We start from the raw sequence: 20,004 nt of genomic DNA, 5'->3' as shown, positions 1-20,004 counted from the left end.
GTGCTAGCGAACGCCGAGCGACTCCTCGAGATAGGCGAGCGCCCCCACCGGCTCCTCGGCGAAGAACACCAGGTCGGTGAGCGGCCGCGGCAGGAACCCCTCGTCGTCCATGCGGCGGAACTGCTCCTTCAGGCCGTCGTAGAAGCCGGCCGTGTTCAGCAGGACCACCGGCTTGTCGGTGTGCCTGTGCTTCTTCAGCTCCAGGATCTCCGTCGCCTCGTCGAGCGTCCCGGTCCCACCGACCATGATCACGATCGCGTCGGCCTTCTCCAGCAGCAGCCTCTTGCGCTCCGCGAGATCCTTCGCGATCACCATCTCGTCGGCTCCCGCCCTGGCCTTGGCCGCCAGGAACCCGACGGAGACCCCTACCAGTCTCCCGCCCGTCTCCTGCACACCGTCGGCGACGACCTTCATGAGGCCCACGTCCGAGCCGCCCCACACCAAGGTGTGACCGCCCTTGCCGAGCAGTTCGGCGAACTGACGAGCAGGACGGGTGTAGGTGTCGGCGAGGTCGGCGACCGAGAGAAAGACACAGATGTTCATGCGGCAACCGTAGGCGGGAAGAAGCGGCGGCCCGCAAACGCTTTTCGGATATGGACCAAGGACACACGATCACCATCGAGCAAGCCGACCAGCATGTCCGCGTGGTGCACGACGGACAGGTACTGGCGGAGAGCGACCGGCCCCTCGTACTGCACGAGACCGGTTCTCCCGCGCGCTACTACATCCCGGCCGAGGACGTGCGCCTCGACCTGCTGACGCCCTCGGAGACCCACACCGTCTGCCCCTTCAAGGGGACGGCGTCGTACTGGTCCCTGCCGGGCGCCCCCGACCTCGTCTGGGCGTATCCGGAACCCAAGGAGGACGTCGCCCGGATCAAGGACCACCTCTGCTTCTACGAGGTGGAAGTGTCATGACCGAGTAGCAGTGTCGTGAGCGATTAACGCCGTCGCTCTGCGGCAGTCTCACAGACATGGACAAGCAGACGATCTCGCGCGACGGGACCCCCATCGCGTACGAACGCACCGGACAGGGCCCGGCGGTCGTCCTGGTGAGCGGCGCGATGTCCACGGGCGCCACGGTGGTGCCCCTGGCCGCGCACCTCTCCGGCCGCTTCAGTGTCATCGTGTACGACCGCCGGGGCCGCGGCGCCAGCGGCGACACGCAGCCGTACGCGGTGGCACGCGAGGTCGAAGATCTCGCCGCGCTCATCGAGGCGGCGGGCGGCGAGGCGGCGCTGTACGGAATCTCGTCGGGCGGCGCGCTGGTGCTGCACGCGGCAGAGAGCGGGCTGCCGGTCCCCCGGGTCGCCGTCTACGAGCCGCCGTACGCCGACTTCGGGGGCGGCGCTCCGGAACGTGCCGAGTACACCGCCCGGCTCAGCGAGGCGCTCGGGCAGGGCCGCCCAGGGGACGCGGTGGAGCTGTTCCTCCGGCTCACCGGCCTGGCCCCCGAGGTGATCGCGAGCGCCCGTCAGTCCCCCATGTGGGCCGACATGGAGGCGATCGCGCCGACCCTCGCGTACGACGACGCGGTGATGGACGGCGGGCTGGTGCCCCGGGAGCGGCTGGCCGCGATCGGAGTGCCCGTCCTGGCCGTGGCGGGTGCCGCGAGCCCCGAGTGGATGCGCAGGGCGACCAGGGCGGTGGCGGACGCGGCACAGGAGGGCACGTACCGCGCGCTGGAGGACCAGACCCACGTCGTGGATCCCGAGGTGCTGGCGCCGTTGCTCGCGGACTTCTTCGCCGGTTAGCGCCGGGCGGTCACGCCACGGCGGTCGTCGCACGCTTGGTCGTCGCGATCGTCGCGGAGCCCACCACGCGCGTGCCGTCGTACAGCACGATCGCCTGGCCGGGGGCGACGCCGCGGACCGGCTCGGTGAAGGTCACCCGGAGCTCGCCGTCGACGGGTTCCGCGGTGACCTCGCACTCGCCGCCATGGGCGCGCAGCTGGGCCGTGTAGGTGCCGGGGCCGGTCGGAACGGCACCGCACCAGCGCGGGGTGATCGCCGTCAGCCCGCTCACGTCCAGGGAGGCCGCCGGGCCGACCGTCACCGTGTTGTCCACCGGCGAGATGTCGAGCACGTAGCGCGGCTTGCCGTCGGGCGCCGGGGTGCCGATCCGCAGGCCCTTGCGCTGGCCGATCGTGAAGCCGTAGGCGCCGTCGTGCGTGCCCAGCCTGGTGCCGGACTCGTCGACGATGTCGCCCTCCGTACGGCCGAGACGCCGGGCGAGGAAGCCCTGGGTGTCCCCGTCCGCGATGAAGCAGATGTCGTGCGAGTCGGGCTTCTTGGCGACCGCGAGGCCCCGACGTTCGGCCTCCTGCCGGATCTCGTCCTTGGTGGTGACCGTGTCCCCGAGCGGGAACATCGCGTGCGCCAGCTGCCTCTCGTCGAGGACCCCGAGGACGTACGACTGGTCCTTCGCCATGTCGGAGGCGCGGTGCAGCTCGCGCGTGCCGTCCTCGAGGGTGACGACCTTGGCGTAGTGGCCCGTGCAGACCGCGTCGAAACCGAGGGCGAGGGCCTTGTCCAGCAGCGCCGCGAACTTGATCTTCTCGTTGCAGCGCAGGCACGGGTTGGGGGTGCGCCCGGCCTCGTACTCGGCGATGAAGTCCTCGACCACGTCCTCGCGGAACCGCTCGGCGAGGTCCCAGACGTAGAAGGGGATGCCGATGACGTCGGCGGCGCGGCGGGCGTCCCGTGAGTCCTCGATGGTGCAGCAGCCGCGCGCGCCCGTACGGAAGGACTGCGGGTTCGCGGACAGCGCGAGGTGGACACCGGTCACGTCGTGGCCGGCTTCGGCGGCGCGGGCGGCGGCGACTGCGGAGTCGACCCCGCCGGACATGGCGGCGAGGACGCGGAGGGGGCGGCGCGGAGTGTCAGTCATAGCCCTTCAAGAGTACGGGGCGGACGGGAACCGGGGCCCGTGAGTATCCGTTGTCGATCACATGGGGGACGGTGGGGCCACGAACGACGGTGACCGGCGGCTCGGGCGGCGGGCGTTGCTCGTCGGAGGCGCGGCGGCCGCCGTGGGCACGGCCGCGCTCGCACGGGACGAGCTGGCGCGCCTGTGGTGGCGGCTGCCCGGCGTGGAGAAGCCACGGGTCCCGGGCGCGGTCGACTTCCGGGGCGCACGGTGGGTGGCGGCCTCGCCGGCGAATCTGCGGCACGCGGACCGCCCCGACGACTACGGCATCGACCGCCTGATCATCCATGTCACCCAGGGCGGCTACCGCAGCGCGGTGAAGGCGTTCCAGGACCCGGAGCACGCTGCGGCGGCGCACTACATCGTGCGCAGGGACGACGGCCGCATCACACAGATGGTCCGCGAACTGGACGTGGCGTTCCACGCGGGCAACCGGGAGTACAACGAGCGCAGCGTCGGCATCGAGCACGAGGGCTTCGTCGAGTACGCCTCCACGTTCACCGACGCGATGTACGAGGCGTCGGCCCGACTCGCGGCAGCGATATGCGGGCGGTACGGCATCCCCGTGGACCGCGAGCACATCATCGGGCACGCCCAGGTGCCGGGTACGGACCACACGGACCCGGGCCCGTACTGGAACTGGGGCCGGTACGTGGGCCTCGTACGGCGGGCGGCCCGGACCCGGGCATGACGACCGTCCGCATGGGCGCCGACGGCCAGGCGGCGAGAGCGGCCGTCGGTCAGGTCAGCCCCGCGCTGCGAGCACGTTCCACCGCGGGGCCGATGGCCTTGGCCACCGCCTCCACGTCGGCCTCCGTGGACGTGTGACCCAGGGAGAAGCGGAGGGTGCCGCGGGCGAGGTCCGAATCGGCGCCGGTGGCGAGCAGGACATGGCTCGGCTGGGCCACACCGGCGGTGCAGGCGGAGCCCGTGGAGCACTCGATACCCTGCGCGTCCAGCAGCAGGAGCAGGGAGTCGCCCTCGCAGCCGGGGAACGTGAAGTGCGCGTTGGCCGGGAGCCGGTCCACCGGGTCCCCGCCGAGGATCGCGTCCGGCACGGCCGCACGGACGGCGGCGATCAGATCGTCGCGCAGCGCGCCGATCTCGCGCGCGAACCACTCGCGCTGCTCGGCGGCCAGCCGTCCGGCCACGGCGAAGGAGGCGACCGCCGGTACGTCGAGGGTGCCGGAGCGTACGTGACGTTCCTGCCCGCCGCCGTGCAGTACCGGGACGGGGCTGTACTGGCGGCCGAGGATCAGTGCGCCGATGCCGTACGGTCCGCCGATCTTGTGGCCGGAGACCGTCATCGCGGCGAGTCCCGATGCCTCGAAGTCGACCGGGACCTGGCCGAAGGCCTGCACCGCGTCGGAGTGCAGCGGAACGTCGAACTCCGCCGCCACATCGGCCAGTTCACGGACCGGCAGGACCGTGCCGATCTCGTTGTTGGCCCACATGACGGTGGCGAGGGCCACGTCGTCGGGGTTGCGGGCGATGGCCTCGCGCAGGGTCTCCGGGTGGACGCGGCCGTAGGAGTCGACCGGCAGGTACTCGACCGTGGCGCCCTCGTGTTCGCCGAGCCAGTGGACGGCGTCGAGCACGGCATGGTGTTCGACGGGGCTGGAGAGGACGCGGGTGCGGGCAGGGTCGGCGTCGCGGCGGGCCCAGTACAGGCCCTTCACCGCGAGGTTGTCGGCCTCGGTACCGCCGGCGGTGAAGACGACCTCGCTGGGGCGGGCGCCCAGCGCCTCGGCGAGGGTCTCGCGGGCCTCTTCCACGGTGCGCCTGGCACGGCGACCAGATGCGTGCAGCGCGGAGGCGTTTCCGGTGATGCCGAGCTGCGCGGTCAGTGCCTCTGCCGCCTCGGGAAGCATCGGGGTGGTCGCGGCGTGGTCGAGGTAAGCCATGGTGGGCCCGATTCTACGGGCCGTCGGTGTACGGCCTCCGCCCAGGCGGGCCCTGGCGGCGGCACCGGCGGTCGGCCCGTCGTCCACGGGCCCCTCGCCAGCCGCCGGTTCACGGTTCGCGGCTCATGAGGTGCGTGCGGCTCGCCGCTCGCGTCACAGGTTCCAGGACACCGTGTGGTCCAGCTGGATGAGCGTCACCAGAACCACCAGGTCCGCGACGCCGAGGCCGAGCCCCAGAAGTGCACGGCCCCGGCGGCGGGTGCCGCGCCACATGGCCACGGCCGCCAGGACGATGGCAATGGGACCCAGGAAGACGTTCAGGACGAGGAGGCCGAGCAGGCCCAGGATGAAGGACGCGACGGCCATGCCGTCCGCGTCGCGCCCGCCGGTACGGGCCGGCGCGGTGCCGGCCTCGGCTCGTGCGGGTCGTTCGGTTCGTGCGGCGGTCAGTTGCATGCTGCGTCAACTCCCGGCAGTGGGTTCGGGTACGCGGATCAGTGGGCGGATGTCTGCCGCCGGCGCCCGTGCCGCTCGCGGATCGCGAAGATCACGAGCCATACGGCGATCACGGCCGCGACGGCAAGGGTGACGGGGAGCGGGGCGTGGGCCACGGTGCCGAGGGCGGCGCCCAGCAGCAGAAGCGCGGCGACGAGGAACAGCATGGGATGAGATCCCCCTCCGAGATGCCTCTCATTACATTTCGGTGAACGGTTGTGGTAACACTCGTTCACTGACTTCTAAGTCTAACGCCTCCGACAGCTTTGCAATTCCAGAGAACAGTTGTTAACTGCATGGCATGAGTCACACCCTCGGAATCCGGCAGGCCCAGAAGCAGAAGACACGGCAGGCGCTCCTGGACGCGGCGCTCGCGCTGCTGGAGGAGCAGAGCCTGAGCAGCCTGGGCCTGCGCGAGGTCACCCGGGCGGTCGGCGTCGCCCCGACCGCCTTCTACCGGCACTTCCGCTCGACCGCGGACCTCGGTGTGGAGCTGGTCGAGGAGGCGCTCGGCAGCCTGCACCCGATGATCGAGTCCACGGTCGCCACGTCCGGTGACAGCGACGAACGCATCGTCCGCGCCGTCGCCCTGATCGCGCGCCATGTCGACGCGTATCCGGCACACGTCCGCTTCATCGCACGCGAACGGCACGGCGGCGTCCAGCCCGTGCGGGAGGCGATCCGGCGGCAACTGGCGCGGTTCGCCGAGGAGGTGAAGGTGGCCCTGGCCGAACACTCCGAGTCCGCCGGGTGGAGCGACGCGGATCTGCTGATGCTCGCCGGTCTCTACGTCGACCAGATGCTGATGACGGCCTCTCAGTTCCTCGAGGCGATGGAGGGTCCCGCCGAGGAGCGGGACCGGGTGTCCCGGGTGGCGGTGCAGCGGCTGCGGCTCATCAGCATCGGCCGCCACCACTGGAAGTCATGACCCGACAGGCACCACGCCCATAACGGCCGTCGGCGCCGCACCCGTTCAGCGGGTGCGCCGCCGACGTACCGGCGCGTGGGGCCCGTGGCGTCCATACAGGCGGTCGCCGGGCCGTTCCCTCACACCACCGCAGCCGCCCTGGCCACCGCCAGGACCGCCGGACGGCACCCCCGAGCAGCCGGGGAGGCGCCCCGGCCGACCTCCTGCCGGCCGAGCCACACAGGAGCGCAGTAAGGCGCGCCCAGGCTCCTCGGCGCGGCTCAGGCCAGCGTCTCTGATTGGCTTAGCGAGCCTGAGCGTTGCTCAGCCTTGGGAGCCAATCGCCTTCGTGCCCTGGTACTGAACGACAGGAGCCGCCAGCCCGCGTGGCACGTCCCTCCGGACACTGGTCGACCGGGCCGCAAGACCCGACCGAGGAGGGTGCCCGACGTCGCCTGGGCGCCGGGCATGCTCGTAGCACTCTGCCACAGGTTCGCTACGCTTCGCTAATCAAGCTGGTGAGCCTGACCCGTGCCAGCTGCCGGGACTGGGCGACCAGACGGTCCTTGCTGTCCCAGACCTCGGCGTCCTCCTCCAGGAAGCCGCCGGCGAGATTGCGGGTGGTGATCGAGACACGCAGCGGTCCCGGCGCCGGGCGGGACCGCACATGCACGGTCAGCTCGACGGTCGGCACCCAGCCGGAGATCCCGAGCTCGAAGGCGGTGGGCGGCAGCGCGTCCACCGCGAGCAGCAGCGAGAGCGGATCCGGGTCGCGGCCGTCGGCCAGCCCGAACCACGCCCTCATCTCGCCCTTGCCGGAGGGCGAGCCGAGGGCCCAGCCCAGCGTGGCGGGGTCGAGCTTGAGCTTCAGCCGCTCGGTGATGGCCGAGCTGCCGGAGACCGGTGCGGGACCGTCCTCGGGGCCGAAGCACTGGGCCATCGGCGGAATGGCGGGCGGCTCGGCGCTCGTCCGGACGTCGTCGGGCAGCGAGTCGAGGTCGCCGTAGGAGGCGAGGACGCGGATCCGCTCGACCTCGCGGCCCTCGCCGTCGTACTGGAAGAGGGACGCCTGACCGGTGGAGAGGGTGCGGCCGGTACGGACGGCCTCCGCACGGATCACCGCGGGACCGGGGGTGGACGCGGTGAGGTAGTGCGCGGAGATCGTGAACGGGTCCCGGTGCGGAAGGGCGTCCGCGAGGGCCCGACCCAGGACTGCCAGCAGATAGCCGCCGTTGACGGCCTTGATGATCGTCCACCCGGCGGAGAGGTCGATGTCGTAGACGCCGGGTTCCCGGAGGGTGACGGCGGTGTCGCGGTCGAACTCGCTGTCGCCGATCGTGGCTCGCGCGGCCTGTGCGGTAGCTGCTTCTGGCATACCTGAACGGTACAACAGGAAATTACTAAGCAGTAGCTTTGGTTGTTGCCGTCACATGACGATCGCCTGAAACCCCGCATGGACCCGGCCACCCACGGGTGTGGTTTTGGCAATTTTTAGGTAAGTGTCCGTACTCGTCCGTGACCGGCACCCCCCGGCTTCCCTCTGAGAAGACGTACAGCCAGTTCCGCCCGTTCACAGGAAGAGCCGGATACGCCGATGAGCCTGACCGGGACGCCGTTCCTCTTCACGTCGATCGCCCTCGTGGCCGTCGCCATCATCCTGCCGCTTCTCCTGTGGTCCCGGATCCGCGGCCCGGTGGTGCTGCGCCACGCCGCCCGGATGCTGATGCTGCTGTTCGCCCAGGCCACAGCGGTCACCCTGGTCTTCGTACTGGTGAACAACGCCAACAACCTGTACGACAACTGGGGCGACCTGCTCGGCACCGGAAACCATGTGCAGCAGGCCGCCGACCTCGGCAAGGACGGCACCGGAGGCATCCAGATCAAGGCCCTGCCGAAAGTCCGCCAGACCTTCACCCGGGCCGACGGACCCGCCATGCACGCGGCCGGCGGCGTGCGCGTCACCCAGCTCAAGGGGCGGGTGTCCGGCGTCGACGCCGAGGTCTATGTGTGGCTGCCGCCGCAGTACTACGAGCCCGCCTACCGGAACAAGAAGTTCCCCGTCGTCGAGCTGCTCTCGGGCTACCCGGGCTCGGCGAAGGCCTGGTTCGGATCGCTGAAGGTGCACGAGCAGCTGCTGCCGCTGATGCGCAGCGGTCAGGTGGCGCCGTTCATCCTCGTGGCCCCGCGCACCAACCTCATCGCCAAGGTCGACACCGGCTGCGCGAACATCCCGGGCACCGTCAACGCCGACACCTGGCTCAGCATCGACGTGCCCAAGATGGTCACGGACAACTTCCGCGCCCGGTCCGCGCCGAACGGCTGGGCTGCCGCCGGCTACTCGGCCGGTGCGCACTGCGCGACGAAACTCGTGGTGGCACACCCGGACCGCTACCGGGCGGCGATCAGTCTTTCCGGCTACAACGACCCGATCGGCGAACGCCGCTCGCTCGCCGCCCAGAGCCTCGAGCTGCGCCGCCAGAACAACCCGTACTACCTGCTCAAGGACAACCGCATCCCGCCTCGCGTCTCCCTGTACCTGTCCGGCCAGCTGGGCGACGGCTACCAGGCGGCCGCGGCGCTGCAGCAGATCGCCAAACCGCCGACCACGGTCCGCGCGGTGCTGATCCCGCGCAGCGCGGGCGGCCACAGCATGGCCCTGTGGCGCCCGCAGATCCCGTACGTGTTCACCTGGCTGACCCAGCAGATGACCGGCGGGACCGAGGGCGCGGCTACTCCTCGGCAACCGTGGAGCGCCGGTTCCAGGCGCGCGGCGCTCGCCAGTGGAACCGCATCGCCAGCAGGCGTAGTGCGAAAGCGGTGACCACCGCGAGCCCGGTGGTCAAGGGCGTCAGGGCCTCGTAGCGGATGCACAGCGCGGCCATCGTGGCGCCGACGATCGCGGGTACCGCGTACAGGTCGCGGTCCCAGCGCAGCAGCGAGGGCACCTCGTTGGCGAGGACGTCGCGCAGGACGCCGCCGCCCACGGCGGTGGCCAGGCCCAGGGCGGCGGACGAGGTGACGCCGAGCCCGTACTCGTACGCCTTCGTCGTCCCGGCCACACAGAACAGACCGAGACCGGCCGCGTCGAAGACGTTGACGGCCACCTGGATCCGCTCCACCTGAGGGTGGAGGAAGAAGACCAGCAGGGCGGCGAGCAGCGGGGTCAGGAAGTACCCCCGGTCCGTGAACGCGGCCGGCGGCACGGCCCCGATGATCAGGTCACGGAACAACCCTCCGCCCAGCGCGGTGACCTCGGCGAGCACCGCGATACCGAAGACGTCGAAGTTCTTGCGGACGGCCAGCAGCGCGCCGGAGATCGCGAAGACGAAGATGCCGACGAGGTCCAGCGTGTGCTGGACCGAAGGGCTGAACAGTTGCTGGAGCACCCTTATATTCTTACTCATTGAAGCGAGTGCACCTTGCAAAGCAAGGTATCAGGACGGAAACGCCGATGTTGCAAAGCCGACTCCGCCGCAGGAGTCACTGCCGGGCAGCCCGTCGAACCGTCGCCCCGCCCCCACCCCGCCGGAAGGCCCTGCCGCTCCAGCGGGCACGCCCACCGGGGCGGGACCCAAAATCGCATTCGGCACCACTCTTTTTCGAAGAATTTACGGGACTTTTGAATCGGCACTGCCGCAGGCTCAATTCTTCCTCAACCAATTAAGGGGAAGATTGACCGCACCCTGTCAAATTCATAGGCTCGCTCGCGCTTGACCGATTTCCGCAGCAGCGGAGATCCGACCACTCAACATGGGGGACTCTCTCATGCGTAAGAGAGCAAAGCTGGCCGCACTTGTCGTGGCCGGAATCATGCCGGTTCTCGCGGGGGCGGCACCGGCGTCCGCGGTCGTCACGCCGAAGAGGTCGTGCCCGGTCGATTACGGGGTTCTCATCAAGTCGCACAAGGCCTATCGCCTTCCGGCCAAGGGCGCGTACTTCAAGGACGGACCTGGCGGCACCATCACGGCCTCCGTCACGCGGGCCACCACCATCACCTACAGCGTGTCCGCCTCGCTCGAGGTGAGCGCGAGCTACCTGTTCGCCTCGGCCAAGGCGTCGGTGAGCGGCAGCATCACGAAGTCCGTGGCCGTCACGACCGGCCACACGTACTCGCACAACATCAACGCCCGCAAGTACGGCAATCTGCAGTACGGCTCCAACGGCTACCAGGTCAGCTGGGAATCGAACCGCACAAACCCGAACTGCACGGTCACGACGCTCGCCTCGGGCACGGCGAAACTGCCGGCGAGTTCCGTAGGGTGGCATTACTGGGAGACCAGTTCCTGATCCCCGGATCGCCTCCTCGACACGTATGCCCCGGAAACCAGTCCTGCGGTTTCCGGGGCATACGCGTGAGCGAATGTCTTTTACTTCGTGCCGTCGGTTTCCGACTCCTCGGAGGCGGTCTCCTCGGAAGCAGCCCCAGCGGGCGTCTCGGCCGGCTCCTCGGTGTCCGAGGCCGTGCCGGCCGCGGTCTCCGTGTCAGCCGCGGTCTCCGCGGCGGCCGCAGCCTCCACCTCCGCCGCCACCGCCGCCGATGTCGCAGCGGACTCCGCCAGAACCTCGTCGGCCACCAGTTCGGCCGCTTCCTTCGCGGCCGACAGCAGCACCGTGTCCTGCGGAGCCTGGTCCTCGAAGTTCTCCGGGTGGTGGCAGGCCACTCGCTGCCCCGGCTTCAGCTCGATGAGCTGCGGCTCGGTCGTCCGGCAGATCTCCGTCGCCTTCCAGCACCGCGTGTGGAAACGGCAGCCGCTCGGCGGCGCGATCGGCGAGGGGACGTCGCCCTTGAGCAGGATGCGCTCGCTCTTGGCGTTCTTGCGCCTCGGGTCCGGGATCGGAACCGCCGACATCAGCGCCTTGGTGTACGGGTGCATCGGCGCCTTGTACAGCGATTCGCGGTCCGCCAGCTCCACGATCTTGCCGAGGTACATCACCGCGATCCGGTCCGAGACGTGCCGGACGACCGAGAGGTCGTGCGCGATGATCACGTACGTCAGGCCGAGCTCCTCCTGGAGGTCGTCCAGCAGGTTCACGACCTGCGCCTGGATCGACACGTCCAGCGCGGACACCGGCTCGTCCGCCACGACCAGCTTCGGGTTGAGCGCGAGCGCGCGGGCGATACCGATGCGCTGGCGCTGGCCGCCGGAGAATTCGTGCGGGTAGCGGTTGTAGTGCTCGGGGTTGAGACCCACGACCGACAGCAGCCGCTGGACTTCCTTCTTGATGCCGCCCTCGGGCACGACGCCCTGGAGCTTGAAGGGAGCACCGATGATCGTGCCGATGGTGTGGCGCGGGTTCAGCGACGAGTACGGGTCCTGGAAGATCATCTGCACATCGCGGCGCAGCGGACGCATACCGCCCACGCCGAGGTGGGTGATGTCCTTGCCCTGGAACTCGACCGTGCCGGCCGTCGGTTCGAGCAGCCGGGTGATCAGCCGGCCCATCGTCGACTTGCCGCAGCCCGACTCGCCCACGACACCGAGCGTCTCGCCGGCCTTGACCTCGAAGTCGAGGCCGTCGACGGCACGCACCGCGCCGGCCTGCCGCTGGAGCAGGCCCTTGCGGATCGGGAAGTGCTTCTGGAGCCCGGTCACCTTCAGCAGGGTCTCGCCGGGAGCGGCGTCCTTGGTGAGGGTGGCACCATCGCTCTGCGCGGGAATGGTCACCGCTGCGTCCTTGGGGTTCTCGCTCACAGCTTCGGCGCAATCTCTTCGATCCAGATACGCTCCCGCTGCTCCTGCGTCATGTGGCAGGCGGCCCAGTGCTGGCTGCCGACCTCGGTCAGCTCGGGGCGGACCGTGCGGGTGACGTTGTCCTTCGGGATGTCGGCGTACGGGCAGCGCGGGTTGAAGGCACAGCCGGACGGGACGTTGATCAGCGAGGGCGGGGAGCCCTTGACCGGGATCAGGCGGTCCTGCTGCTCGCGGTCCAGACGCGGCATCGAGCCGAGCAGACCCCAGGTGTAGGGGTGTCGGGGCTCGTAGAACACCTTCTCGGCCGGGCCGCGCTCCACACAGCGGCCGCCGTACATCACCAGGAGGTCGTCGGCCAGCTCGGCGACGACGCCCAGGTCGTGGGTGATGATGATGACCGCGGAGCCGAACTCCTTCTGCAGATCGCGGATCAGGTCGAGGATCTGCGCCTGGACGGTCACGTCCAGGGCGGTCGTCGGCTCGTCCGCGATGAGCAGTTCGGGGTTGTTGACCAGCGCCATCGCGATCATCGCGCGCTGGCGCATACCGCCGGAGAACTCGTGCGGGTAGCCGTCCACCCGCTTGTCCGGCTGCGGGATGCCCACCCGGTCGAGCATCTCGATCGCCCGCTTGCGGGCGGTCTTCTTGTCGACGTCGTGGTGGATCCGGTACGCCTCCACGATCTGCTGCCCGATCGTGTAGTACGGGTGCAGCGCGGACAGCGGGTCCTGGAAGATCATCGCCATGTCACGGCCACGCAGCTTGCGCACGTGGTCGGGGTCGGCGGACAGCAGCTCGGTGCCGTTCAGCCAGATCTCGCCGGAGATCTGCGCCTTGCGCTTGCCGTACTGGCCGGCGGTGTGCAGACCCATGATGCCGAGCGAGGTCACCGACTTGCCCGAACCCGACTCGCCCACGATGCCGAGGGTCTTGCCCTTCTCCAGCTTGAAGCTGAGGCCGTCGACGGACTTGACCAAACCGTCGTCGGTCGGGAAGTGCACCTTCAGGTCGCGCACTTCCAGGAAGGAGGTCGGGGCGGACGAGGCGGAGGTGGGCTCGCCCACGGCAGCTCCGGTCTTGCTGAGTTCGGTCATGAGAGCCTCACTCGGGGGTCGATCACGGCGTACAGGATGTCCACCACGAGGTTGGCGATCAGCACCGCGAGAGAAGTGATCAGGGTGACGCCCAGGATGATCGGCAGGTCCTGGTTCTTGATGGCGTCCAGCACCGCGCGGCCGAGGCCGGGCAGGTTGAAGGTGGACTCCGTCAGGATCGCGCCGCCGATGAGGGCGCCGAGGTCCATGCCGAGCATGGTCAGGATGGGCGTCATCGTGGAGCGCATGGCGTGCTTGCCGATGACGGCCTGCTCCTTGAGGCCCTTCGCGCGCGCCGTGCGGATGTAGTCCTCACCGAGGATCTCCAGCATGGTGGCGCGGGTGATACGGGCGTACATCGCCGCGTACAGGAACGCGAGGGTGATCCACGGGAGGATCATGCCGCCCAGCCAGCCGGTGAAACTCTGATCCAGCGGCACGTACTTGGCGTCGATCCAGTGGAGCCCGAAGGCGAAGATCGCCAGCGAGAGCATGCCCGTGAAGTAGATCGGGAGGGAGACGCCCGACAGCGCGACGACCATCGCGCCGCGGTCCCAGATGCTGCCGCGCTTGAGCGCGGAGAGCACACCCGCCGCGACACCGAAGACCAGCCACAGCACGGCGGCACCGAGCGCCAGGCCCAGGGTCACCGGGAAGCGGTCGGTCAGCACCGGCCAGACGGCCTGCTCGCTGCGGAAGGAGTAGCCGAAGCACGGCGCGGCACAGTGGGTGACGTCACCGCCGGCCGCGTAGGTGCGGCCCGCGAAGATGCCCTTGAAGAACTCCCAGACCTGAGCGTAGATCGGGTCTGAGAGCCCCAGCTTCACACGCACCGCTTCGACGGCGGCCGGGTCGGCCTGCTTGCCCACGAAGCTCGTGGCGATGTCCACGCCCGCCCACTTGGGGACGAGGAAGAAGATGCCGAAGACCACCATGATGATGACCACGAGCATCACTGCGGCGGCGAACAGCCGCCTGATGAGGTAAGCGAGCACAGCTCTCGGCCCGCCGCGGACCACGGGCCACCGGAGGTCTTCCGGTGGCCCGCGATCACGCGTCGCCGGCCTTCACCTGCCTTTCGTGCCGTACGGCGGGTGTGCCGGTTCTACTTCGCGGACTTCAGGCCGAGGTTGACGAAGTCGTACGTGCCGCTGTAGCCGTCGGTCGTGTACACGTTCGCCAGGTTGTCCCCGCGCCAGTTGATGAACTTCTCGAAGGTGAAGGGCATGTAGTAGGCGCCCTCCATGACCTTGTGGTTGATCTCCGTGGCGATCTTGGTCTTGCCGGCGGCGTCCAGCGTGTTGACGTAGTCGTCGAACAGGCCGTCGATCGCCTTGTCCTTGATCAGCGCGTAGTTGTTGTTACCGCTCTGCAGGATGTACTTGCTGTCCCACAGCGGCAGACCGAAGCCCTGGACGGACGGGAAGTCCGGGCCCCAGCCCATGATGATGATGCCGTAGCCCTTCTTCTGCACGTTCGAGGGGCTGCCGATGATGCCGGTGGTCTGCGAGCCGTCGTACTGGTCGATCTGCGCGGTGATGCCGATCTTCTTCAGCGACGCCTGCAGGGACTGGGCGGTGGCCACCTCGACCGGCTTGTTGTTGCGGACGGCGATGGTGGTGGAGAAGCCGTTCGGCTTGCCGCAGGCCTTCAGGGCCTCCTTGGCCTTGGCCTCGTTGCCGTTCTTGTTCGCGCCGGCGATCTCGAACGGGTCGTACTTCTGGCCCTCGGCGCCCGGGATGGACGGCGGGAGCATGTTGGTGCCGATGTCGCCACCGGCGATCGGGCCGCCACGGGCGGTCTGGATCGACACGTGGTCGGCGCCGAGGATGACGGCCTTGCGGCACTCGATGTTGTCGAACGGCTTCACGCTCTGCGGGAAGACCGCGTAACGGATGTAGCCGGAGACCGGGTTGTCCAGGTTGGCCTTGTGCTCCTTCAGGGCGGTGGTGCGGCCCTGCGGCGACATGCCGGTCTGGTTGATGTCCAGGTCCAGGTCACCGTTGAGCAGACGCTGGTCCAGCTGGTTGGCGTCCGAGAAGAACTGGACGGTGATCTTGTCCGGGTAGGCCTTGCGGACCGGGTCCGACGCCTGCTTCCACTGGTCGTTGCGGACCAGGGTCAGGTCCTTGCCCGGGCTGTACGACTGGAACTTGTACGGGCCGGAGGAGAAGGGGTGCAGACCGTACTTGGACTTGGTGTCCATGTCCTGGCGGACCGGGGAGGCCGAGACCAGGGCCAGCATGTCCTCGAAGTCCGAGTTGGCCTTCGGGAGGTGGAAGACGATGGTCTTGTCGTCCGGCGTGTCGATCGCCTTCAGACCCAGCTTGTCCGCGGACTTGTCCTTGTAGGGACCCTGGTACTGGCCCTTGGGGTCGAGGACGTCCTTCAGGTACGTCGGACCACCGGACAGCACGTCCTGCGCCCACACGCGCTCGATGCCGTACTTGACGTCCTTGGACGTGATCGGCTTGCCGTCCTCCCACGTCACGCCGTCACGCAGCGTGTACGTGTAGGTCTTGCCGCTGTCGGAGACCTTGGCAAGCCCGGTGGCGAGGTCCGGGGTCAGCTCGGCGCCGGCCTTGCCCGGCTCGGCCTTGGTCGTGACGAGCTGGCGGCTGTAGTAGCGCGCGAAGTCCCACATGAAGCCGTAGTAGCCACGCGTGGTGTCCCACGAGTCGGCGTCCTGGGCGCCACCGAACCGCAGCGTGCCGCCCTTCTTGGCGAGGGAGGCCTGCGCGACCTTGTTGTTGGCCGCGTCGAAGCCGGCGGCACCGGTCTTCGAGCCCTTGTTGTCGTCAGCGCCACCGCCGCCGCACGCCGCCGTGGTCAGCAGCGCGGCGACCGCGGCAGCAGCGGCCAACGCCTGCTTCCGCCGCCCTGAGGTGCGTTGGGTAGTCACGATCTCGGATCCTCCGGTTTAGATGAGAGACCCCGTGTCAGTGGCACGGGACGCTTGGGGTACGGCAGTTCAGCGGGAGCCCTTCGGGTCCAGCGCATCCCGCACGCCGTCGCCGAAGAGGTTGAAGGCGAGAACAGTGATGAAGATCGCTACACCCGGGACCACCATGTACATGGGGTCCGACTCGTAGTAGTCGATCGCGCTGGAGAGCATCTGCCCCCATGAGGCCGTGGGCGGCTTGACGCCCACGCCCAGGAAGCTGAGTGCCGCCTCGGTGAGGATGTTGGTGGGGATCATCATCGTCGTGTACACGATGATCGGGGCGACGAGGTTGGGCAGCAGTTCCTTGAACAGGATGTACAAGCGCCCGGCGCCCAGCGATCGGGCGGCCTCGACGTATTCGCGCTCGCGCAGCGAGAGGGTCTGGCCGCGCACCACGCGTCCGATGTAGGGCCAGCCGAAGAAGCCGATGACCACGATCATCACCAGCACGCGCACGCTGGAGCCGGACAGGCCCAGCATGTCGTTCGGCATGACGGAGACCAGGGCGATGGTGAACAGCAGCTGCGGGAAGGCGAGCAGACCGTCCATGACGCGGCTGATCAGGGAGTCGACCCAGCCGCCGAAGAAGCCGGCCAGGATGCCGAGGACGGTGCCCAGGACCACGGCGACCACGGCCGACAGGAAGCCGACCAGGAGGGAGATCTGGGCGCCGTAGAGGATGCGCGCGAAGATGTCGCGGCCGTTGACCGGCTCGACGCCCAGCAGGTGGTCGCCGCTGATGCCGCCCAGGGAGCCCGTGGGAGTACCGAACAGCGGGTCGATCAGGTTCTCGTGGTAGGCGTCCGGATCCTGCCCGACCAGGCTGGTGATCACCGGCGCGAGCACGGCGACCAGGATGAGGACGAGCACGACTACCCCGCCGGTGAGGGCGAGCTTGTCCCTCTTCAGTCGCTCCCAGGCGATCCGGCCCAGGGAACGCCCCTGTACGGCCTTCGCGTCGGCTCTGGCGACCGCCGCTTCCTCGGCAGCACTTGGGGCCGCTTCCGCGGTCGGCTCGTGCAATGGTGCCGTCATCTGGCAGGGACCCCTCTCAACCGGCGGTGACCGGCCCGCGCTTGCCGCTGTGGCGGCATGAAACAGTCCGTCGTACACAGGGGCGAACCCCTTGAAGCGGGAGTCTTCAACGCATCGGCGATCACTTGCCAGACTTGGCGGTGAATGGATGCGTAAACGTGATGAGGTCTGGGGGGTTCCGTTATCCGGACAGCGGGTAGCGGGCGTCGGACGTGCCTCATTTGGCACACAGCACACCAAAGCGTGATCGTCCTCCCTGTTCTACGCGCGAAGAAGTCCCCCTGGAGGAGATCCGGCGGCGGACGCCGGGGTGCCGAACTCAGTAGGCCCCGCGGGCCGGCGGATAGCCGTACCCGCCCACGGCCGGGGCCTGGGCCGCGTGGGCCTCGCGGTCGTAGAACGGGCGGGTGCCTGCGCGCAGCCACATCACGACCGGGTCGTACTCGTCGGACATCGCGACGGTCGACACGGACAGTCCCTCGGGCACGGCCACGACGGACTGCTGCATCATCGCGCGCACCGAGTCGACGGCGAGCGGTGAGGTGTCGTACACATCCAGGCCGATCACCAGGTACGGAGCGCCGTGGGCGGGCTGCACCCAGGCCCGGCGCAGCGAGCGGACCGCGGCCGTGCGGTGGGCGTTCTGCGTGAGGAGGGCGTAGAACTGCGGGATCTCCAGGGCCGGTTCGGACAGCCTCAGCGGCCCCGCGGGCTGGCGTTCGAGACCGGTGGCGATGCGGCGCAGATCGAGCCAGGGGATGCCGACACCGCCGCCCGGCGCGTGGGGGTTGAGCCAGAGGCCGTAGTGGTCCGGGTAGAGGGTGCGGGCGACGTCGAGGCCGTCGACCACCTCGTACGAGCGGTTCCAGCCGCTGGCCGAGAGTTCCTGGGCGGAGGTGACGCAGGGCGCGTAGCCGTGGCCGGCCACCTCCATGTTCCCGTACTGGGCGTCGGGCGAGCCCGCCTGGCCGTGCCAGAGCAGCATCCAGACCTGCCCGGAGGAGGGGGTCGCGAGCGCGTGAAGGAGCGCCTCGTAGGCGTCGTAACGCCCGGGCGTCACCTGGCGCAGCATGTGCTCGACCTGCCCGGCCGCGGCCGTGCCCGACGACGCGCTCACCCTCTACCGCCCCTTCACCACGAACCTGCCGACCCCGACGGATCTCTCCGCTGCGGCGCGGGCGGATTCCAGCCGCACCGCCCCGACCGGGTCATTCTCCCTTGCCCCGGGGAGACCGGATCCTCCTGCGGCGTCGCCGCGGGCCGGACCCGGCCGGACGCGGGCCACTCCCGCTGCGGCCATGAAACCAGGTTAAGGCGCCATACTGACAGCAACTTGATGCGCGCCACCCCACTTCGGTCCGGCGTCCCGCGCCAAGCCTGCGGACGGTTCACAGTCCGTGCTGGTAGAAGGGGCGCACCCGCTCCCGCATCCAGTCCCCCACCGGATCCTGGGCCACGTCCAGGAACACCATGTTCACCGGCGTCTTGACCGGCACCTTGCCGAGCGCCCGGCCGAGCGCGTCCAGCACGAGGCTGCGTGCGTCAGCCTCCCAGGAGGAGAGCTCAACGCCTATGAACATCACGGGGTCGGCGGTCTCGATCGCGGCCAGGCAGCGCCGCGCGGTGAGCACCGCGCCGGTCGGCGCGAACTCGGCCGAGGCGGCGGCGAGGAAGTCCACCGGCTCGTCCTGCCAGTCGGGTTCGAAGAGACGGACACGGCCGCCGCTCACCAGCCCGTCGAGCGGGGTGCGCCCGGTGCGGCACAGCTCGGCCACCGCGTCGGGCGGCAGCGGCACACCGACCACTCCGTCCGGGTTGACCGCGATACCGACCTGCGGGGGCAGGCCGCGGGCGAACTCGACGGCGGGCGCGATCGTGTACGACATGTGATTGCCGACGACTTGGCGGAACTGCTCCTCCGAACTGAAGACCGGGACGTAGGCCTGGCCCTCGATCTGAAGGGTGGGGAGGTCGAGGGGGCCGCTGTGCGGTCCGCCGTCGTTGGGCAGCGGCACCCAGACGAAGCTGCGGCCGAGGACCTCGATGATCCGGCCGCCGGCCGAGGGCACGCCGAGCGAGGCGGAGAGCACCTCCTCCAGTTCGTTGCCCGGCCATCCGCCGTGCGGATGGGGGTGCGCCTGTGGGGGAAAGTCCGCGGGAAGATCCGCTGGGAAGTCCATCTGTTCTACCGCCTGCTCAGAACCACTGCTGTGGCCCCAAAGGCTAGCGCCAGGGGTGCGGGGGCGGTCAGGCCGCGAAGTCGATGCGGCGCAGGACGTCCGCCGCGTCCCGGTCGAGCAGCACCACCGAGCCGCAGCCCTCGGGCAGCCGGCCCTGCTCGACGGCGCGCAGCAGGCGGCGGGTGGCCCGGCGGTGCTTGACGAACGCGTACCGCGAGACACCTCGGCCGCGCTCGTACTGTCCCGCAAGGGCCGTGTCCGGGGGGACGTCGAGCAGGAGCAGATGGAGTGTGCCACCCCGGCGCCGGGCCTCCCGGGCCAGCCAGCCGCGCACCCAGGCCTGGGTGCCGCAGTCGTGCACGACGACCCCGGTGCCCGCGCGCAGGGCGCGGCGCAGACCCGCGTAGTGGGCGAGACGGACCAGGGGACGGTAGACCCCGTACGGCAGGAAGCGGGCCACGCGCGTGTCCCAGCGGTCGCGGGTGTCCTGGGAGTCGACCCGCACGCCCCGTACGGCGCGCCGCATCAGCGTGGACTTGCCGCTGCCGGGCAGACCGGTGACGACGACGAGGTCGCCCGCCGAGAAGGTGAGCCCGTGCGGGCTGCGCCCCGCGCAGGCGCGCAGATCCCGGACCACGGCCTTCCGCCGGGGTCCGCGGGCCTCCCGCGCCGGGGTGCCGGGCTGCCCGGGCACCGCGATGCCCGAGGTCGTGGCATACGCCGTGGGCCTGTCCACTGTCATCGCCCTCCCTTGGTCAGGAAGTCACTCCCCACCGAGTGTAAAGAGAAGGTAATGTGCGCGTCTCGCGATTTCGTTCGCGTACC

The 20,004-nt window shown here is 69.5% G+C and carries 21 protein-coding genes; 6 read left to right on the top strand and 15 right to left on the bottom strand.

The annotated features are described in order from the left end of the window. Positions 1-3: 3 nt before the first annotated feature. Positions 4-543 carry an LOG family protein gene (locus ACWDA7_RS19135; RefSeq protein WP_450605433.1) on the bottom strand — a complete coding sequence of 180 codons (540 nt, stop codon included), beginning with the start codon at positions 541-543 and terminating at the stop codon, positions 4-6. A gap of 50 nt (positions 544-593) precedes the next feature. On the opposite strand from ACWDA7_RS19135, the gene ACWDA7_RS19130 reads away from it, so the two are divergent. Together ACWDA7_RS19130 and ACWDA7_RS19125 are read left to right on the top strand one after the other, a co-directional pair. Then, positions 594-917: a DUF427 domain-containing protein gene (locus tag ACWDA7_RS19130; RefSeq protein WP_450605432.1), complete on the top strand. Its 324-nt coding sequence runs from the start codon at positions 594-596 to the stop codon at positions 915-917. 56 nt (positions 918-973) lie between these two features. Further along, positions 974-1,753 carry an alpha/beta fold hydrolase gene (locus ACWDA7_RS19125; protein ID WP_450605431.1) on the top strand — a complete coding sequence of 260 codons (780 nt, stop codon included), beginning with the start codon at positions 974-976 and terminating at the stop codon, positions 1,751-1,753. A 10-nt stretch (positions 1,754-1,763) separates the two neighbouring features. On the opposite strand, the gene mnmA is transcribed toward ACWDA7_RS19125, so the two are convergent. Next, positions 1,764-2,888 (bottom strand): tRNA 2-thiouridine(34) synthase MnmA, encoded by a 1,125-nt coding sequence (mnmA, locus tag ACWDA7_RS19120; protein WP_450605430.1) that lies wholly within the window; start codon positions 2,886-2,888, stop codon positions 1,764-1,766. 61 nt (positions 2,889-2,949) lie between these two features. Here mnmA and ACWDA7_RS19115 point away from each other — a divergent pair, with 61 nt between their 5' ends. Continuing rightward, positions 2,950-3,618 carry an N-acetylmuramoyl-L-alanine amidase gene (locus ACWDA7_RS19115; RefSeq protein ID WP_450605429.1) on the top strand — a complete coding sequence of 223 codons (669 nt, stop codon included), beginning with the start codon at positions 2,950-2,952 and terminating at the stop codon, positions 3,616-3,618. Between the two features lie 49 nt (positions 3,619-3,667). Here ACWDA7_RS19115 and ACWDA7_RS19110 read toward each other — a convergent pair whose 3' ends face one another. The 3 genes from ACWDA7_RS19110 to ACWDA7_RS19100 all read right to left on the bottom strand — a co-directional run bounded on the left by ACWDA7_RS19110 (position 3,668) and on the right by ACWDA7_RS19100 (position 5,493). After that, positions 3,668-4,831 (bottom strand): cysteine desulfurase family protein, encoded by a 1,164-nt coding sequence (locus ACWDA7_RS19110; protein WP_450605428.1) that lies wholly within the window; start codon positions 4,829-4,831, stop codon positions 3,668-3,670. Between the two features lie 153 nt (positions 4,832-4,984). Further along, the gene (locus ACWDA7_RS19105; RefSeq protein WP_450605427.1) at positions 4,985-5,287 is read right to left on the bottom strand and encodes a DUF4190 domain-containing protein; all 303 of its coding nucleotides are present in this window, start codon (positions 5,285-5,287) and stop codon (positions 4,985-4,987) included. A gap of 38 nt (positions 5,288-5,325) precedes the next feature. Next, complete coding sequence (locus ACWDA7_RS19100) at positions 5,326-5,493, bottom strand: hypothetical protein (protein ID WP_450605426.1); 168 nt, start codon at positions 5,491-5,493, stop codon at positions 5,326-5,328. A 134-nt stretch (positions 5,494-5,627) separates the two neighbouring features. Between ACWDA7_RS19100 and ACWDA7_RS19095 the strand changes: the two genes are divergently transcribed. Further along, positions 5,628-6,254 (top strand): TetR family transcriptional regulator, encoded by a 627-nt coding sequence (locus ACWDA7_RS19095; RefSeq protein ID WP_450605425.1) that lies wholly within the window; start codon positions 5,628-5,630, stop codon positions 6,252-6,254. A gap of 475 nt (positions 6,255-6,729) precedes the next feature. Here the strand turns inward: ACWDA7_RS19095 and ACWDA7_RS19090 are convergent, their stop codons facing one another. Continuing rightward, on the bottom strand, positions 6,730-7,608 hold the full coding sequence (locus ACWDA7_RS19090; RefSeq protein ID WP_450605424.1) for a thioesterase family protein: 879 nt from the start codon (positions 7,606-7,608) through the stop codon (positions 6,730-6,732). Between the two features lie 219 nt (positions 7,609-7,827). Between ACWDA7_RS19090 and ACWDA7_RS19085 the strand changes: the two genes are divergently transcribed. After that, complete coding sequence (locus ACWDA7_RS19085; protein WP_450605423.1) at positions 7,828-9,054, top strand: alpha/beta hydrolase; 1,227 nt, start codon at positions 7,828-7,830, stop codon at positions 9,052-9,054. On the opposite strand, the gene ACWDA7_RS19080 is transcribed toward ACWDA7_RS19085, so the two are convergent. Continuing rightward, complete coding sequence (locus tag ACWDA7_RS19080; protein WP_450605441.1) at positions 8,963-9,619, bottom strand: trimeric intracellular cation channel family protein; 657 nt, start codon at positions 9,617-9,619, stop codon at positions 8,963-8,965. The two genes, ACWDA7_RS19085 and ACWDA7_RS19080, sit on opposite strands and share 92 nt — an antisense overlap. A 379-nt stretch (positions 9,620-9,998) precedes the next feature. On the opposite strand from ACWDA7_RS19080, the gene ACWDA7_RS19075 reads away from it, so the two are divergent. Continuing rightward, positions 9,999-10,520 (top strand): hypothetical protein, encoded by a 522-nt coding sequence (locus tag ACWDA7_RS19075; RefSeq protein WP_450605422.1) that lies wholly within the window; start codon positions 9,999-10,001, stop codon positions 10,518-10,520. A gap of 80 nt (positions 10,521-10,600) precedes the next feature. Here ACWDA7_RS19075 and ACWDA7_RS19070 read toward each other — a convergent pair whose 3' ends face one another. The 8 genes from ACWDA7_RS19070 to ACWDA7_RS19035 all read right to left on the bottom strand — a co-directional run bounded on the left by ACWDA7_RS19070 (position 10,601) and on the right by ACWDA7_RS19035 (position 19,921). After that, a complete protein-coding gene (locus tag ACWDA7_RS19070) occupies positions 10,601-11,899 on the bottom strand; it encodes an ABC transporter ATP-binding protein (RefSeq protein ID WP_450605421.1) in 1,299 nt (432 codons plus the stop codon). Positions 11,900-11,922: 23 nt separating this feature from the next. Next, positions 11,923-13,020, bottom strand: coding sequence for an ABC transporter ATP-binding protein (locus tag ACWDA7_RS19065; protein WP_361822748.1), 1,098 nt, complete (start codon positions 13,018-13,020; stop codon positions 11,923-11,925). After that, a complete protein-coding gene (locus ACWDA7_RS19060) occupies positions 13,017-14,015 on the bottom strand; it encodes an ABC transporter permease (RefSeq protein WP_359395035.1) in 999 nt (332 codons plus the stop codon). The genes ACWDA7_RS19065 and ACWDA7_RS19060 overlap by 4 nt, the downstream gene beginning before the upstream one ends. Positions 14,016-14,125: 110 nt before the next feature. Continuing rightward, complete coding sequence (locus ACWDA7_RS19055) at positions 14,126-15,922, bottom strand: ABC transporter substrate-binding protein (protein ID WP_450605420.1); 1,797 nt, start codon at positions 15,920-15,922, stop codon at positions 14,126-14,128. 69 nt (positions 15,923-15,991) lie between these two features. Continuing rightward, complete coding sequence (locus tag ACWDA7_RS19050; protein WP_450605419.1) at positions 15,992-16,999, bottom strand: ABC transporter permease; 1,008 nt, start codon at positions 16,997-16,999, stop codon at positions 15,992-15,994. 319 nt (positions 17,000-17,318) lie between these two features. After that, positions 17,319-18,071 (bottom strand): enhanced serine sensitivity protein SseB C-terminal domain-containing protein, encoded by a 753-nt coding sequence (locus ACWDA7_RS19045; RefSeq protein ID WP_450605440.1) that lies wholly within the window; start codon positions 18,069-18,071, stop codon positions 17,319-17,321. Between the two features lie 316 nt (positions 18,072-18,387). Further along, entirely contained in the window at positions 18,388-19,179 is a 792-nt protein-coding gene (locus ACWDA7_RS19040; RefSeq protein ID WP_450605418.1) for an enhanced serine sensitivity protein SseB, read from the bottom strand. A gap of 67 nt (positions 19,180-19,246) precedes the next feature. Continuing rightward, positions 19,247-19,921 (bottom strand): AAA family ATPase, encoded by a 675-nt coding sequence (locus ACWDA7_RS19035; protein ID WP_359395045.1) that lies wholly within the window; start codon positions 19,919-19,921, stop codon positions 19,247-19,249. Between the last annotated feature and the right edge of the window lie 83 nt (positions 19,922-20,004).

The organism is Streptomyces sp. NPDC001156 (genome assembly GCF_053598275.1).
Note: the sequence above shows the minus strand (reverse complement) of the source record. Positions and strands in the feature narration are given on the sequence as shown.

Coding starts and splice junctions, on each gene's coding strand:
- ACWDA7_RS19135 (WP_450605433.1), bottom strand. CDS start 543: ATGAACATCTGTGTCTTTCTCTCGGTCGCCGACCTCGCCGACACCTAC.
- ACWDA7_RS19130 (WP_450605432.1), top strand. CDS start 594: ATGGACCAAGGACACACGATCACCATCGAGCAAGCCGACCAGCATGTC.
- ACWDA7_RS19125 (WP_450605431.1), top strand. CDS start 974: ATGGACAAGCAGACGATCTCGCGCGACGGGACCCCCATCGCGTACGAA.
- mnmA (WP_450605430.1), bottom strand. CDS start 2,888: ATGACTGACACTCCGCGCCGCCCCCTCCGCGTCCTCGCCGCCATGTCC.
- ACWDA7_RS19115 (WP_450605429.1), top strand. CDS start 2,950: ATGGGGGACGGTGGGGCCACGAACGACGGTGACCGGCGGCTCGGGCGG.
- ACWDA7_RS19110 (WP_450605428.1), bottom strand. CDS start 4,831: ATGGCTTACCTCGACCACGCCGCGACCACCCCGATGCTTCCCGAGGCG.
- ACWDA7_RS19105 (WP_450605427.1), bottom strand. CDS start 5,287: ATGCAACTGACCGCCGCACGAACCGAACGACCCGCACGAGCCGAGGCC.
- ACWDA7_RS19100 (WP_450605426.1), bottom strand. CDS start 5,493: ATGCTGTTCCTCGTCGCCGCGCTTCTGCTGCTGGGCGCCGCCCTCGGC.
- ACWDA7_RS19095 (WP_450605425.1), top strand. CDS start 5,628: ATGAGTCACACCCTCGGAATCCGGCAGGCCCAGAAGCAGAAGACACGG.
- ACWDA7_RS19090 (WP_450605424.1), bottom strand. CDS start 7,608: ATGCCAGAAGCAGCTACCGCACAGGCCGCGCGAGCCACGATCGGCGAC.
- ACWDA7_RS19085 (WP_450605423.1), top strand. CDS start 7,828: ATGAGCCTGACCGGGACGCCGTTCCTCTTCACGTCGATCGCCCTCGTG.
- ACWDA7_RS19075 (WP_450605422.1), top strand. CDS start 9,999: ATGCGTAAGAGAGCAAAGCTGGCCGCACTTGTCGTGGCCGGAATCATG.
- ACWDA7_RS19065 (WP_361822748.1), bottom strand. CDS start 13,020: ATGACCGAACTCAGCAAGACCGGAGCTGCCGTGGGCGAGCCCACCTCC.
- ACWDA7_RS19050 (WP_450605419.1), bottom strand. CDS start 16,999: ATGACGGCACCATTGCACGAGCCGACCGCGGAAGCGGCCCCAAGTGCT.
- ACWDA7_RS19045 (WP_450605440.1), bottom strand. CDS start 18,071: ATGCTGCGCCAGGTGACGCCCGGGCGTTACGACGCCTACGAGGCGCTC.
- ACWDA7_RS19040 (WP_450605418.1), bottom strand. CDS start 19,179: ATGGACTTCCCAGCGGATCTTCCCGCGGACTTTCCCCCACAGGCGCAC.
- ACWDA7_RS19035 (WP_359395045.1), bottom strand. CDS start 19,921: ATGACAGTGGACAGGCCCACGGCGTATGCCACGACCTCGGGCATCGCG.